This is a genomic window from Marinobacter sp. DSM 26671 (genome assembly GCF_900112835.1).
Lineage (GTDB): Bacteria > Pseudomonadota > Gammaproteobacteria > Pseudomonadales > Oleiphilaceae > Marinobacter > Marinobacter flavimaris.
The window spans coordinates 18,522-33,513 of sequence record NZ_FONF01000007.1 but is presented as its reverse complement, the minus strand read 5'-3'; the positions used below and the strand labels follow the sequence as shown (position 1 = coordinate 33,513).

The window sequence follows — 14,992 nt, the reverse complement described above, 5'->3', positions numbered from 1 at the left end:
CACCTGCCACCCCGCAGGCCCGCCCCTCAACCAACAGGCTACAAAGGCGGGCACCTCCAAATTATCAGGTTTTGTAAGGCAGGCAATTCCAGGTCAGGCCGGAGTAATGCCCACCTGGTTCAGGGCATAGGTCACCACAATCCAGATCAGCATCACCAGCGGCAGGTAGCGACCAACCAGGTACATACGCCACTCCCACCAGCGGCTCTGGGTGCCCAGTACCGTCCGGATCTTTTCGGGCGGAATAAACCAGCAGAACATGGCGGCCCCCAACACCCCGGAGAAGATGATCACATTACCGCCGGCCACCCGGTCGATCACATCCAGCACCGGCTCCCCGGCAATGTTCCATTCCAGCGGCGTGAAACTCAGTGCCGATGCCGTGCCCAACACCAGCATCACCAAGGTAACGAGACTAACGGCCTTGCCATTGCTGAGCCGGAACTCCTCCGCCACCGCCGCAATCATCACCTTCAGCCCGGCCAGGCTGGAACTGAACGCCGCCATGAAGAACAGGCTGAAAAACAGCGTACCCACCCAATAGCCGCCAGCCATATCCTCAAACACTCGCGGCATGGTCACAAACGCCAGCTGACTGCCCTCCGTCGGCTCCATACCCAGGCTGAACACAAACGGAAAGATCATCCAGCCCGCCAGCAGCGCCACACTGGTCTCCGTGCCAGCAACAATCAGACAGGCTCGGGGAACATGGGTCTGCCGGGGAATAAAGCTGCCATAGGTCACCAGGTAACCCTGGCCAATCGCCAGAGAATAGAACGCCTGGCCGAAGGCAAACGCCCAAAGCTTGCCGTCCGTGAGGCGACTCCAGTCCACCTGGAAAAAGAAATCCTTGGTCTGCTCCCAGCCGGATGTGCGGCTGGCCAGAATCACCAGCCCGATCATCACAACGATCAATACCGGCATCAGGATCTTCGACAACAGCTCGATCGCTGTTACATCCTTGGCCAGGATAATCGCCCCCACCACAGTGACCGCGAAAAAATACCAAAGCGAGTTGTACCCCGCGGTAAAGTCATCGAAAACCTGGAGGTTGTTTGTTGCCGCATCCACTGCATAACCGAGGGTCCAGCCGGTAATCACGAGGTAATAGCTGGTGATGGCAACGGTGATCAGCACCACAAACCAGCCGTACACCGCCCCGAAGCGGTTCACCTGCCGGTAGGTCTGAACTGTACTGCCCTTGGAAAGACGCCCCGCCGACACTTCCAGAATCATGATGGGCAAAACCACCACAATCAGCGCCAGCAGATAAGCCACCACAAAAGCCCCGCCACCGTTCTCCCCCACCATATACGGAAACCGCCACAGATTCCCGAGCCCAACAGCCGCTGCGGCCATCGAAGCAACAAACGCAGGCTCGGAACTCCACTGTTTGCGGGATTCCTCAATAAACTCGTGGCGCTTTCGCACGGGGGTTCTTTCTCCAATGCCGGGGAATTTCAATGCATTGAAGGCTAGCAAATCATGGGGTTGGCCGCATGACTGATGTCAACTTGGGGTCTCTGGGAGTTTTAGGACTTCAGCCTTGGGGGAGTGGCCGGCGATGGGGGTACCTTTTCTTCTGGGAAAAACAACTCGCTTCGCTCAGACATTTTTTCCCGCCAGAAAAGGTACCCCCACCACCGTCCTTCGGACTAAGGAATGCACTTCTTCAAAAAAGTGAAAGCAAGATTTTGAAAATCGCGATATCTCAAGAGTATCTCGGCGCGGGGTGGCCGGTGAATTTTTCGCCGGAAAAAGGTGTCTGAGCGAAGCGAGTTCTTTTTCCAAGAAAAATTCACCGGCCACCCCGCAGCCCGCCCCTAGCCGGGCAGGCTACAACAAGAACCGATCAAATCAACTCGATGGCAACGGCAGTCCCCTCACCACCACCAATACACAGCGAAGCCACACCACGCTTCAGGCCACGCTGCTTCAGGGCATTGATCAGGGTAACGATAATCCGCGAACCGGAAGAACCGATCGGATGCCCCAGGGCACAGGCGCCACCGTGGACGTTCACCTTGTCAGCCGGGAGTTTCAGTTCGTTGATGGCCGCCAGGGTGACAACGGCGAAGGCTTCGTTGATCTCGAAGAGATCCACGTCGTCCACGCTCCAGCCGGCTTTCTTCAGCACCTTCTCGATGGAACCGATGGGCGCCAGGGTGAACTCAGCGGGCAGGCGTGCGTGAGTGGCGTGGGCCACGATGCGGGCCTGGGGTGTCAGGCCACGGGCGTCGGCTTCGGCGGCAGAAGCCAGTACCAGGGCGGAGGCACCGTCGCTGATGGAGCTGGAGTTGGCCGCAGTCACAGAACCGTCTTTGGCGAAGGCCGGCTTGAGGTGCGGGATTTTCTCCGGTTTGGCGTTGCCCGGTTGCTCGTCAGTGTCGACTTCGGTGTCGCCACCACGACCAGATACGGTGACCGGAACAATCTCGTCACGGAACCAGCCGTTTTCGATGGCCGCCAGGGATTTCTGCAGGGAGCCGATGGCAAATTCGTCCATGGCCTGACGGCTGATGTCGTATTTATCCGCGGTACGCTGGGCGAAGACACCCATCAGGCCGCCTTCGTAGGCATCTTCCAGACCATCCAGGAACATGCTGTCCATTACCTGACCGTGGCCCATGCGCATACCGGCGCGGGCCTTGGGCAACAGGTAAGGCGCCTGGCTCATGTTTTCCATGCCGCCGGCGATCATGATGTTATTGGTACCGGCCTTGATCTGGTCGTGAGCCATGATCACGGCCTGCATGCCGGAGCCGCACATCTTGTTGATGGTGGTGCAGCCGGAGCTGTCGGGAATGCCGGAGGCGCGTGAGGCCTGGCGCGCCGGGGCCTGGCCCAGGCCGGCGGGCAGCACGCAGCCCATGATGACTTCCTGGACATCCGCCGGCTGGAGGCCGGAGCGTTCAATGGCGGTCTTGATGGAGATAGCGCCCAGATCCGGCGAGCGCACGGAGCTGAGGGAGCCCATCATGCCACCCATGGGGGTTCTTGCTGAACCTGCGATTACCACATCATTGCTGTCCATTTTGTTGTCCTCCTGATTGGGTGGAGGGCCCGATCAGGGGCAGACTTTCCGGGACACGCTGTGAATACGTCCCTGTACGCTTGACTGCAGCATCCATGCTGCAGACAGTCCCGGAAAGGCTGCCCCTGCTCGGACCCCGAGCATTCGAGTTGCCTTCCTCAGGCCTTGCCCAGTACCGACCGGGCAATAATTTCTTTCATGACTTCCGAGGTGCCGCCATAAATTCGCTGCACCCGCGCGTCGATGAAGGCCCGGGAAATCGGATACTCGGTGGTGTAGCCGTAACCGCCAAACAGCTGCAGGCAACCATCGGCCACTCGGCACTGCATCTCAGTGGCGCTGTACTTGGCCATGGAGGCGGTTGGCGCGTCCAGTTCGCCCAGGTCGTACTGGTCGATGCACTGGTCCACGAACGCCTTGTTCACCCGGTAGTCAGTTTCCATGCGCGCGATTTCAAAGCGGGTGTTCTGCAGTTGGGCCAGTTTCTGTCCGAACAGTTCCCGCTCCTGGGCGTAGGCAATGGTCAGATCCAGGGAGCCACGGGCGGCAGCCACGCCAAGGGCGCCAATCACCAGACGTTCACGGGGCAGTTCCTTCATCAGGTACACAAACCCCTGCCCCTCTTCGCCAAGACGCGCGGAAGCCGGGATGCGCATGTCGGAGAAGAACAGCTCGGAGGTATCCCCGGAATGCTGGCCGATCTTGTCCAGGTTGCGGCCTTTGCTGAAGCCAGGCAGTGAGGTATCCACCAGGAACAGACTGATGCCCCGGGCGCCGGCCTTCGGATCGGTTTTCGCGGCAACGATGACCATATCAGCGTGCTGACCGTTGGTGATGAAGGTCTTGGAGCCGTTCAGGATGTAGTCATCGCCATCTTTCACCGCACTGGTGCGGATCGCCTGCAGGTCACTGCCGGCACCGGGCTCGGTCATGGCGATGGCGCCAACGGCTTCGCCGGAGACCAGCTTGGGAAGCCACTGCTGCCGCTGCTCTTCATTGCCCATGTGGCTCAGGTAGGGAGCCACAATGTCCGAATGGACCATCACATTGGTGGACAGCGCGCCGAATCCCATGCGGGCGAGTTCTTCACCCACCACCACGGAGAACTGGAAAGGCGCACCAATGCCGCCCCACTCTTCAGGCACATCCACGCACAGCATTCCGGCGTTGCCCAGGGTGTTCCAGAGCTCGCGGGGCACCAGCCCGGACTTCTCCCAGGCTTCGTAGTGCGGCGTCACTTCTTTTTCCAGGACCTTGATAACGGAATCCCGGAACATCCCCAGTTCTTCTTTATCAACAGACACGGTCATGTATGTCTCCTGCAATTGAATGCTTCACTTGGGCGCCATACGAAGCGCGCAGTCCAGACGAATCACTTCGCCGTTGAGAATCGGGTTGCGCACCATCTGGTCCACCATCATGCCGAATTCCTCCGGCTTGCCGAGACGCTTCGGGAACGGCAGCGTGGCTGCCAGGCTTTCCTGAACTTCATCGGGCATACCGGCCATCATGGGCGTCATGAACAGGCCTGGTGCAATCGTATTTACACGGATACCTTCGCGAGCCAGCTCACGGGCCGACTGCAGGGTTAGCGATACCACACCGCCCTTGGAGGCACTGTAGGCGGCCTGGCCAATCTGGCCCTCGTAGGCGGCCACCGAGGCGGTATTGATGATCACACCCCGTTCACCGTCAGCGTTGGGCTCACGCTGGGCCATATCCGCTGCCGCCAGGCGCAGAATGTTAAAGGTACCAATCAGATTGACCTGGACAACCTTGCTGAAGTTCTCCAGGGGCATCACGCCCTCGCGGCCCAGAATCTTCGAGGCCGTGGCAATACCGGCGCAGTTCACGGCAATACCACAGGGGCCATGGGCATCCCGGGCGGCATTAATGGCCGCTTCGGCGCTGTCCGGGGAACTGACATCGCATTTCAGGAAAATGCCGCCGATATCCGCGGCCACCTTTTCACCCTGTTCCTGCTGAAGGTCAAGAACCGCGACCTTGCAGCCGGCGGCGGCCAGTGCGCGAGCCGCACCCTCGCCCAGTCCTGAAGCACCGCCTGTTACAATGGCTGCCACATTTTTGAATTCCATCGTTCACTCCCCTTTTCAGGATTCTGTTTGTTAAAAATCGGACCCTAAAACTACTTTACGTTTACGTAAACTTTATCTAACCTAAGTCTAAAAAGGAAATCCCAATGGACATTAAAAAGACATACAGCATCAGTGAGCTCGCAAAAGAGTTCGACGTGACAACCCGGAGCATTCGTTTCTACGAAGACCAGGAGCTGCTCAGGCCCACACGGCGCGGGCAGACACGGATCTTCAGTTCAAAGGATCGAGTGCGTCTGAAGCTTATTCTCCGCGGCAAGCGAATGGGATTCTCCCTGGCGGAAACCAAAGAACTGTTCGACCTGTGGGACGAAACCCTCAGTGGCAATGAAAAACAGCTGCTGAAGATGCTGACCATCCTGGAAAACAAACGGGCTCAGCTGGAGCAGCAGAAAAACGACATTGCCCAGGCAGAGATGGAAATGGATACAGCCGAAGCCCGGTGCCGAGAAGCCCTGGCCGAGCTGCAGAAAAAAAAGAAACAGCAGGCCCCGGCAAAAGAAGAAGCCAGGCAGACCGCTGAAAACTAATGAATGACAGAAATCAAAGGTAGCCAACGATGAAATCACAGTACTCAGAGCTCAACTTCGGCCTCGGCGAAACCCTCGACATGCTCCGCGAGCAGGTCAACGGCTTTGCTGCTTCCGAAATCGCACCCCGCGCCGAGGAAATCGACCGCAACAACGAGTTCCCCATGGACCTGTGGCGGAAAATGGGCGACATGGGCCTGCTGGGTATCACCGTGAGCGAAGAATACGGCGGCTCCGACATGGGCTACCTGGCGCACGTCATCGCCATGGAAGAAATCAGCCGTGCTTCCGCCTCCGTTGGCCTTTCCTACGGTGCCCACTCCAACCTGTGTGTGAACCAGATTCACCGCAACGGCACCGAAGAACAGAAACAGAAATACCTGCCGAAACTCGTCAGCGGCGAGCACGTTGGCGCCCTGGCCATGTCCGAACCCAACGCCGGCTCCGACGTCATCTCCATGAAACTCAGCGCCAAAGACGCCGGTGACCACTACGTCCTCAACGGCAACAAAATGTGGATCACCAACGGCCCGGATGCGAACACCTACGTCATCTACGCCAAAACCGACACACAGGCCGGCTCCAAAGGCGTGACCGCCTTCATCGTAGAACGCGACGCCCCGGGCTTCAGCCGCCACCAGAAACTCGACAAACTCGGCATGCGCGGCTCCAACACCTGTGAGCTGGTGTTCGAAGACTGCAAAGTACCCAAGGAAAACGTCCTGGGTGGTGTTGGCAACGGCGCCAAAGTCCTCATGAGCGGCCTCGACTACGAGCGCCTGGTTCTCTCCGGCGGCCCGTTGGGCATCATGCAAGCCGCAATGGACGTGGTCGTACCTTACATCCGCGAGCGCAAGCAGTTCGGCCAGGCCATCGGTGAATTCGAACTGGTCCAGGGCAAAGTCGCCGACATGTACACCTGGATGAACACCGCCAAGTCCTACGTCTACATGGTTGCCATGTCCGCCGACCGCGGCGCGGAAACCACCCGTAAAGACGCCGCCGGCGCGATCCTCTACTCCGCCGAAATGGCCACAAAAATCGCCCTGGACGCCATCCAGCTGCTCGGCGGTAACGGTTACATCAACGAATACCCGACAGGCCGCCTGCTGCGGGACGCCAAGCTGTATGAGATCGGTGCCGGAACATCCGAGATCCGTCGGATGCTGATCGGTCGTGAGCTGTACCTGAACAAATAAAGCGCAGCTTGAAGCCAGAAGCCGTCCGTAGCCGGAAAAGCCGGGGACGGCTTGCACCCAAAGTACAACGAGGGACTGGCAGGGTGTCTTTCCGGGAATGTCGGCGGCCATGGATGGCCGACGTCAAGCGCACATGGATGTGCTCGTAGCGGTTCCCGGAAAGATGCCCTGCCAGTCCCGCCGCCCCGAACCTCGAGGCCCGAAAAAATGACAATACTGCAAAGCAAGATTAACCCCAGGTCCGAAGAGTTCCAGGCCAACCAGGAATCCATGGCCCAGGCCGTAGCCGACCTGCGCGACAAAGTTTCAACCATCCAGCAAGGCGGCGGCCCCTCCTACCAGGAGCGCCACATCGCCCGTGGCAAGCTGCTCCCCAGAGAGCGCATCAACCGCCTCCTGGACGACGGCTCCCCGTTCCTGGAAATCGGCCAGTTCGCCGCCTACAACGTCTACGATGAAGAAGTCCCCGCAGCAGGCGTGATCGCCGGCGTGGGCCGCGTCTCCGGCACCGAATGCATGATCATTGCAAACGACGCCACCGTAAAAGGCGGCAGCTACTACCCGCTGACCGTCAAGAAACACCTGCGAGCCCAGGAAATCGCCCTGCAGAACCGCCTGCCGTGCATCTACCTGGTCGACTCCGGCGGCGCCAACCTGCCCCGCCAGGACGAAGTCTTCCCGGATCGCGACCACTTCGGCCGCATCTTTTACAACCAGGCCCGCATGTCCGCCGACGACATCCCGCAGATCGCCGTCGTCATGGGCCTGTGCACCGCCGGTGGCGCCTACGTGCCCGCCATGGCCGACGAATCCATCATCGTCCGTAACCAGGGCACCATCTTCCTGGCTGGCCCGCCGCTGGTGAAAGCCGCCACCGGTGAAGTAGTGACCGCCGAAGACCTCGGTGGCGCCGACGTGCACTGTAAAATCTCCGGTGTTGCCGACCACTACGCCGAGAACGACGCACACGCCCTGGAAATCGCCCGGCGCAGCGTCTCCAACCTGAACCGTCGCAAGCCAACGGATGTGGAAATCCGCAAACCCAAGGCACCGCTGTACGACGCCGAGGAGATCTACGGCATCGTTGGCACCGACCTGCGCAAGCAGTTCGACGTGCGTGACGTCATCGCCCGCACCGTCGACGGTTCCGAGTTTGACGAATTCAAACGCTATTACGGCCAGACCCTGGTCACCGGCTTTGCCCATATCCACGGCTACCCGGTGGGCATCATCGCCAACAACGGCATCCTGTTCAGCGAAGCCGCCCAGAAAGGCGCCCACTTCGTTGAATTGTGCTGCCAGCGCAACATCCCGTTGCTGTTCCTGCAGAATATCACCGGGTTCATGGTTGGCCAGAAGTACGAATCCGAAGGCATCGCCAAGCACGGCGCCAAGATGGTTATGGCCGTGGCCTGTGCCAACGTACCCAAGATCACCGTACTGATCGGCGGCTCCTTTGGCGCGGGTAACTACGGCATGTGCGGCCGCGCCTACAGCCCCGATTTCCTGTGGATGTGGCCGAACGCCCGCATCTCGGTGATGGGCGGCGAACAGGCCGCCGGCGTTATGGCCACCGTTCGCCGTGAAGGCATGGAGCGCAAGGGCCAGGAATGGAGCGCCGAGGAAGAGGCGGAATTCAAGAAGCCGATCATCGACACTTACGAACACCAGGGCCACCCGTACTACGCCAGTGCCCGCCTCTGGGACGACGGCGTTATCGACCCGGCCCAGACCCGGGAAGTGGTTGCCCTGAGCCTGTCTGCCACCCTTAACCGACCCGCCAAGCCGACACGCTTTGGCGTGTTCCGGATGTAATCGGGGAGACTGACATGACAGACAACGAATCCGCAGTTCTGCTCAAACGTCGCGACGAAGGCATTGCCGAGGTGGTTCTAAACCGCCCTGACAAACGCAACGCCTTTGACGACGTGATCATCCAGCAGCTGATCAGCACCCTCACCGAGGTGAATGCCGACAACAGCGTGAAGATCGTTATCCTGCGCTCCGAAGGCAAGCACTTCTCCGCCGGGGCCGACCTTGGCTGGATGCGCCGCATGGCCGAGAACAGCCGCCAGGAAAACCTGGACGATTCCCGGGAACTGGCGCGGCTGATGAACGTACTCAACCATCTGGCCAAGCCGGTGATCGGACTGGTACAGGGCGCTGCCTTCGGCGGCGCGGTGGGCCTTGCCGCCTGCTGCGACATCGTCATTGCCACCGAAAAATCCAGCTTCTGCCTCAGCGAAGTGAAGCTCGGCCTGATTCCGGCGGTGATCAGCCCCTACGTGGTGCGCGCCATCGGCGAGCGCCAGGCCCGGCGGTATTTCATCTCCGCCGAAGTGTTCACGGCAAAGCAGGCCCAGGAATACGGCCTTGTACACATCGTCTGTGACGATGTCGACGCCATGGAAGCCCGCTGCAACGACATGCTCCAGCAACTGGCCATGAACGGGCCCGAGGCCATGAAAGCCGCCAAGGACCTGGTATTCGCCGTCAGCCACAAGCCCATCAACGACGACGTGATTGACGACACGGCACACCGCATCGCGGATATCCGGGTGGGTGAAGAAGGGCAGGAAGGGCTCAGCGCCTTCCTGAACAAGCGCAAGGCCAACTGGGTTCCGGAGGAAGAATAACAATGTTCAGCAAGATACTGATCGCCAACCGGGGCGAAATCGCCTGCCGGATCATACAAACCGCCCACCGCATGGGCATTCGCGTCGTCGCCGTCTATTCTGAGGCCGACGCCAATGCACGGCACGTGGCCATGGCCGACGAAGCCTTCCACATCGGCCCCGCGCCCAGCTCCGAGAGCTACCTGCGGGCTGAAAAGATCATTGAGATTGCCAAGAAGAGTGGCGCTCAGGCCGTTCACCCGGGCTACGGTTTCCTCTCTGAAAACACCGCATTCGCCGAAGCCTGTGAAGCCAACAACATTGTCTTCATTGGCCCGCCTTCCTCGGCCATTGCCGCCATGGGCTCCAAGTCTGCGGCCAAGGCCATCATGGAAAAGGCTGGCGTGCCGCTGGTGCCCGGTTACCACGGCGACGACCAGTCGGTTGAAACCCTGCGGGCCGAAGCCGAGAAATGCGGCTTCCCCTTGCTGCTCAAGGCTGTCGCCGGCGGCGGTGGCAAAGGCATGCGCGTCGTGAACAACATGGGCGAGTTTGACGATGCTCTGGCTGCTGCCAAGCGCGAAGCCCAGAACGCCTTCGGCAACCCCGACATGCTGATCGAACGTTACCTGACCCAGCCACGGCACGTGGAGATTCAGGTCTTCTGCGACAAGGATGGCAAGGGCGTTTACCTGGCAGAGCGTGACTGCTCCGTGCAGCGCCGCCACCAGAAAGTCCTGGAAGAAGCCCCGGCCCCCGGCCTGAGCGAAGACACCCGCAAGGCCATGGGTGAGGCCGCCGTGCGCGCCGCCCAGGCCATCAACTATGTAGGTGCCGGCACCGTTGAATTCCTTTACGACGTCGACGGTTCCTTCTTCTTCATGGAGATGAACACCCGCCTGCAGGTAGAGCACCCGGTGACCGAGATGGTTACCGGCCAGGATCTGGTGGAGTGGCAGCTGAAAGTGGCCTGGGGTGATGCCCTGCCGCTGGAACAGTCCCAGGTGAAAACCCGGGGCCACGCCCTGGAAGCGCGGATCTACGCCGAGGACCCGGACCAGGACTTCCTGCCGGCCACCGGCAACCTGCGTTACCTGAGCACCCCGGATGAAAGCGCCCACGTGCGCGTAGATACCGGTGTGACCGAAGGCGACGACATCAGCATCCACTACGACCCCATGATCGCCAAGCTGATCGTGTGGGACGAAACCCGCGACCAGGCCATCAACCGCATGGTCCAGGCCCTGGAGCATTACCGCATTGCCGGCGTGAAAACCAACATCCGGTTCCTGCACGCCCTGGCCGACGCCCAGCCGTTCCGGGAAGCAGACTTGACCACCGGGTTCATCGAGGATCACCGGGAACTGCTGTTCCCGAAGTCCAAACTGGATACCCACAAAGCCCTGGTACTGGCCGCCGGTTTTGTTCTGGAGCAGCGAAAATCCCGGGAAGTGGTCAGCACCGACCCCTGGTCACCGTTCGGCCGCCAGAACAGCTGGCGCATGAACTCAGAATACGCCCAGCCGCTGCAACTGCAGGTCGGTGACGAGATTCACGACCTGAAGGTACTGGAGCGTGATGACCGTTATCAGGTGTATGTGGGCGACAGCGTCTATAACCTCACCGCCCGCCTGGACGACGATTATCTGCAGGCGGTCATCAACGGCCACCGCATCAGCATCCACGGCAACCTGCACAACGACCAGTTGGTGCTGTTCTACGAAGGCGACACCTTCAACTGCACCGTGTACAAGGAAAGCTACGGCTTCGAGGAAATGGCCGGCGAAGGCAGCCTGGCCGCGCCCATGAACGGTGCCATCGTCGCCGTGCAGGCCAAAGTCGGCGACAAGGTCACCGCCGGCCAGAGCCTGGTGATCATGGAAGCCATGAAGATGGAGCACGCCATCAAGGCCCCGGCCGACGGCGTGGTCACCGAGATCTTCTTCGCCGAAGGCGACCAGGTTTCCGAAGGTGCTGAGCTAATTGCCATTGAGATGAATGACCCTGAAGCGAAACAAGAGGAGGCAGGCTGATGGCCTTTCCCAAACAGGTTCGCCTGGTTGAGATGAGCCCCCGGGACGGACTCCAGAACGAGCCCGGCCCGGTGATCGCCACCGCCATCAAGACCGGACTGATCGACCGCCTGGCAGACAGCGGCCTGAGCCACATCGAGGCCGCCAGCTTCGTGTCCCCGAAATGGGTGCCACAAATGGGCGACGCCGCCGAGGTGATGGCCGGCATCAATCGCAAGGCTGGCGTTCGCTACTCCGCCCTCACCCCGAACCTGAAAGGGTTTGAGGGGGCACTGGCAGCGAAGGTCGGCGAAGTGGCCGTCTTCGGCGCCGCGTCCGAATCCTTCACCAAAAAGAACATCAACTGCACCATCGCCGAAAGCCTTGAACGCTTTGCACCGGTAGTGGAAGAAGCCCGCAAGCACGGCATCCCCGTGCGCGGCTATGTTTCCACCGTGATGGGCTGCCCTTACGAAGGCGACATTGCTCCCGAGCAGGTCGCTGCCGTGGCCAAAGCCCTCTACAACATGGGCTGCCACGAAATCTCCCTGGGCGACACCATCGGCGTGGGCACACCCATCAAAGCCAAGCGCATGCTTGAAGCCGTCGCCGCCCATGTTCCCCTGGAAAAGCTGGCCGCCCACTTCCACGACACCTACGGCCAGGCCCTGGCCAACCTCTACGCGGTGTTGGAAGAAGGCATTGCGGTTATCGACGCCTCCGTCGCCGGCCTCGGCGGCTGCCCCTATGCCAAGGGCGCTTCCGGCAACGTCGCCACCGAAGACGTGCTATACCTGCTTAACGGCCTGGGTATAGAAACAGGTGTTGATCTCGAAAAATTAGTGGCAACCGGCGACTGGATCTGCGGCCAACTGAACCGTGCAAATGGCTCCAAAGTAGGACAGGCGCTAGGCGGTAACTGCCAATGATTAACGTGGTGAGCGGGTACGACTTCCCGGGACTGTCTGCAGCATGGATGCTGCAGGCAAGCGTACAGGGAGGTATTCACAGCGTGTCCCGGGAAGTCGTACCCGCTCGCCACTGCACCAAATCCTGAAGGCTAGGAGTCAGCAAGAATGAGTAATAAAAACGTAGTCGCCCTGGATCTCCCGATCCCGGAGATCAGCGACATGCCGGAAGACACCCGGAAGTACTTCCAGATCTGCCAGGAAAAGCTGGGCATGATTCCGAACGTACTCACCGCCTACAGCCAGAACCTTAAACAGCTGGAAGGCTTCACCCGCCTCTACAACGAACTCATGCTCGGTGAAGGGGAACTCTCCAAACTGGAGCGGGAAATGGTCGCCGTGGTGGTCTCCTCCGAGAACAAATGCTTCTATTGCCTGGTTGCTCACGGCGCCGCCGTGCGGGTCCTGAGCGGCGACTCCCAGCTGGGTGAGCACATGGTGATGAACTTCCGCAGCGCCAAGCTGGACAAGCGCCAGCGGGCCATGCTGGATTTTGCATCCCACCTTACCCGCTCGCCGGCCACCGTTACCGAAGACCACATCCAGGCCCTGCGGGATGCCGGTCTGAGCGACCGCGGCATCTGGGATCTCAGCAACCTGATCGGTTTCTACAACATGTCCAACCGCGTGGCGATTGCCAGCGATATGCAACCCAACCCCGAATATCACAGTCAGAGTCGCTAGCAGGTAAACCACCCTGCTCGCCCTCGAATACAAAAACAATGGAGGCAGAGATATGAGCAAGACTCTACCAAGTTATACAAGCGGAACCGCGGAAAAGCCCCTGCTGGGCATGACCATCGGCGAAATGCTAGACCGCACCGCCGCAAAATACCCGGACAACGAAGCCCTGGTGTGCCTGCACCAGGATATTCGCTGGACCTACAAAGAGTTTGTTGAAAAAGTTGACGAAGCCGCCCGGGCCTTTATGGCCATCGGCGTCAAACGCGGTGACCGCGTGGGCATCTGGTCCCCGAACCGCTACGAGTGGACGGTCACCCAGTTCGCCACCGCCAAGGTCGGCGCCATCCTGGTGAACATCAACCCGGCCTACGGCGTTCACGAACTGCAGTACGCCCTGAACCTGGCCGGCATCACCACCCTGGTAACCGCGGACAGCTTCAAAGCCTCCAACTATCGGGAAATGATCTACGAGCTGGCCCCGGAGCTGAAGCGCAGCGCCCCAGGCAAGCTCAAGGCGGACCACGTTCCGGAATTGCGGGCGGTGATCAATGTGCATGAAGACAAGCACGACGGCATGTGGACCTGGAACGAGTTCCTCGGCTTCTCAAGCGACGTATCCCAGGACGATCTGGTAAAGCGCCAGGGCGAACTGCAGTTCGATGATCCCATCAACATCCAGTTCACCTCCGGCACCACCGGTAACCCGAAAGGCACCACCCTCACCCACCACAACATCCTCAACAACGGGTACTTTGTGGGCGAGAGCCAGCTCCTGACAGAAAAAGACCGCCTGGTGATTCCGGTGCCCCTGTACCACTGCTTCGGCATGGTCATGGGCAACCTGGGCTGCATCACCCACGGATCCACCATGATCTACCCCGGCGAAGGTTTCGAGCCCAAGTCCGTCTTGCAGGCCGTGCACCAGGAGAAGGCCACCGCCCTGTACGGCGTGCCTACTATGTTCATCGCCGAACTGGCCGAGCCGGAGTTCGAGACCTACGACCTCTCCACCCTGCGCACCGGCATCATGGCTGGCTCCATTTGCCCGGCCGAGGTGATGAAGAAGGTTAACGGCAAGATGAACATGAAAGAGGTTCAGATTGCCTACGGCATGACCGAAACCAGCCCGGTTTCCACCCAGACCAGCTCACTGGACCCGTTCGAGAAGCAGGTGACCACCGTGGGCCGCACCCAGCCGCACCTGGAAACCAAGATTGTCGATCCAGGCACCGGCAACGTGGTTCCGCGCGGGGAGATCGGTGAACTTTGCACCCGTGGCTACAGCGTGATGCTGAAGTATTGGAACAACGAAGAGAAAACCCGCGAAGCCATCGACGATGCTGGCTGGATGCACACCGGTGACCTGGCCACCATGGACGAAGAGGGCTACATCCAGATCGTTGGCCGCATCAAGGACATGGTCATCCGCGGTGGTGAGAACATCTACCCGAAAGAAATCGAAGAGTTCCTCTACACCCACCCGGCCATCGAAGAAGTACAGGTAACCGGCATTCCCGATGACAAATACGGCGAAGAGCTGATTGCCTGGGTGAAGCTGGCTCCCGACGCGGCGCCGGTAACGGCCGAGGACCTGCAGGCCTTCTGCAAGGGCAAGATCGCTCACTTCAAGATCCCGAAGAACTACAAGTTCGTGGACGAATTCCCGATGACTGTCACCGGGAAGATCCAGAAGTTCAAGATGCGGGAGATCTCAATTGAGGAGATGGGGTTGAACAAGTAACTTCTCCTCGCTGCTTTGCGAAAACCTCAGACCCCGGCTTTGTCGGGGTTTGTTCTTCCTGGCGTACCGCCGATACCCAGAGCTTTCAGCGGTTC

General features: G+C 59.9%; 13 protein-coding genes. 9 read left to right on the top strand and 4 right to left on the bottom strand.

Annotated elements, in window-relative coordinates:
* Window positions 1–93: 93 nt before the first annotated feature.
* Window positions 94–1,431: a sodium-dependent transporter gene (locus BM035_RS09630; protein ID WP_092031468.1), complete on the bottom strand. Its 1,338-nt coding sequence runs from the start codon at window positions 1,429–1,431 to the stop codon at window positions 94–96.
* Window positions 1,432–1,499: 68 nt separating this feature from the next.
* Here BM035_RS09630 and BM035_RS22320 point away from each other — a divergent pair, with 68 nt between their 5' ends.
* Complete coding sequence (locus tag BM035_RS22320; protein ID WP_139216032.1) at window positions 1,500–1,769, top strand: hypothetical protein; 270 nt, start codon at window positions 1,500–1,502, stop codon at window positions 1,767–1,769.
* An 83-nt stretch (window positions 1,770–1,852) separates the two neighbouring features.
* Here BM035_RS22320 and BM035_RS09625 read toward each other — a convergent pair whose 3' ends face one another.
* The 3 genes from BM035_RS09625 to BM035_RS09615 all read right to left on the bottom strand — a co-directional run bounded on the left by BM035_RS09625 (window position 1,853) and on the right by BM035_RS09615 (window position 5,130).
* Complete coding sequence (locus BM035_RS09625) at window positions 1,853–3,034, bottom strand: thiolase family protein (RefSeq protein WP_053114752.1); 1,182 nt, start codon at window positions 3,032–3,034, stop codon at window positions 1,853–1,855.
* Between the two features lie 158 nt (window positions 3,035–3,192).
* Window positions 3,193–4,344, bottom strand: a complete 1,152-nt coding sequence (locus tag BM035_RS09620) for an acyl-CoA dehydrogenase family protein (protein WP_092031465.1) — start codon at window positions 4,342–4,344, stop codon at window positions 3,193–3,195.
* Between the two features lie 24 nt (window positions 4,345–4,368).
* Window positions 4,369–5,130, bottom strand: a complete 762-nt coding sequence (locus BM035_RS09615) for an SDR family NAD(P)-dependent oxidoreductase (protein ID WP_092031464.1) — start codon at window positions 5,128–5,130, stop codon at window positions 4,369–4,371.
* A gap of 104 nt (window positions 5,131–5,234) precedes the next feature.
* On the opposite strand from BM035_RS09615, the gene BM035_RS09610 reads away from it, so the two are divergent.
* From BM035_RS09610 to BM035_RS09575, 8 genes are all read left to right on the top strand, one after another.
* The gene (locus BM035_RS09610; protein ID WP_092031461.1) at window positions 5,235–5,678 is read left to right on the top strand and encodes a MerR family transcriptional regulator; all 444 of its coding nucleotides are present in this window, start codon (window positions 5,235–5,237) and stop codon (window positions 5,676–5,678) included.
* A gap of 29 nt (window positions 5,679–5,707) precedes the next feature.
* Window positions 5,708–6,877 (top strand): isovaleryl-CoA dehydrogenase, encoded by a 1,170-nt coding sequence (locus BM035_RS09605; RefSeq protein ID WP_092031458.1) that lies wholly within the window; start codon window positions 5,708–5,710, stop codon window positions 6,875–6,877.
* A 207-nt stretch (window positions 6,878–7,084) separates the two neighbouring features.
* A complete protein-coding gene (locus BM035_RS09600) occupies window positions 7,085–8,692 on the top strand; it encodes a carboxyl transferase domain-containing protein (protein ID WP_008170608.1) in 1,608 nt (535 codons plus the stop codon).
* A 14-nt stretch (window positions 8,693–8,706) separates the two neighbouring features.
* Window positions 8,707–9,513 (top strand): enoyl-CoA hydratase-related protein, encoded by an 807-nt coding sequence (locus BM035_RS09595; RefSeq protein ID WP_092031456.1) that lies wholly within the window; start codon window positions 8,707–8,709, stop codon window positions 9,511–9,513.
* A gap of 2 nt (window positions 9,514–9,515) precedes the next feature.
* A complete protein-coding gene (locus tag BM035_RS09590; RefSeq protein ID WP_092031454.1) occupies window positions 9,516–11,525 on the top strand; it encodes an acetyl/propionyl/methylcrotonyl-CoA carboxylase subunit alpha in 2,010 nt (669 codons plus the stop codon).
* On the top strand, window positions 11,525–12,433 hold the full coding sequence (locus tag BM035_RS09585; protein ID WP_092031451.1) for a hydroxymethylglutaryl-CoA lyase: 909 nt from the start codon (window positions 11,525–11,527) through the stop codon (window positions 12,431–12,433). The genes BM035_RS09590 and BM035_RS09585 overlap by 1 nt, the downstream gene beginning before the upstream one ends.
* Before the next feature lie 147 nt (window positions 12,434–12,580).
* On the top strand, window positions 12,581–13,156 hold the full coding sequence (locus tag BM035_RS09580) for a peroxidase-related enzyme (protein WP_092031449.1): 576 nt from the start codon (window positions 12,581–12,583) through the stop codon (window positions 13,154–13,156).
* 52 nt (window positions 13,157–13,208) lie between these two features.
* Window positions 13,209–14,897, top strand: a complete 1,689-nt coding sequence (locus tag BM035_RS09575; RefSeq protein WP_092031446.1) for an AMP-binding protein — start codon at window positions 13,209–13,211, stop codon at window positions 14,895–14,897.
* Window positions 14,898–14,992: the final 95 nt, after the last annotated feature.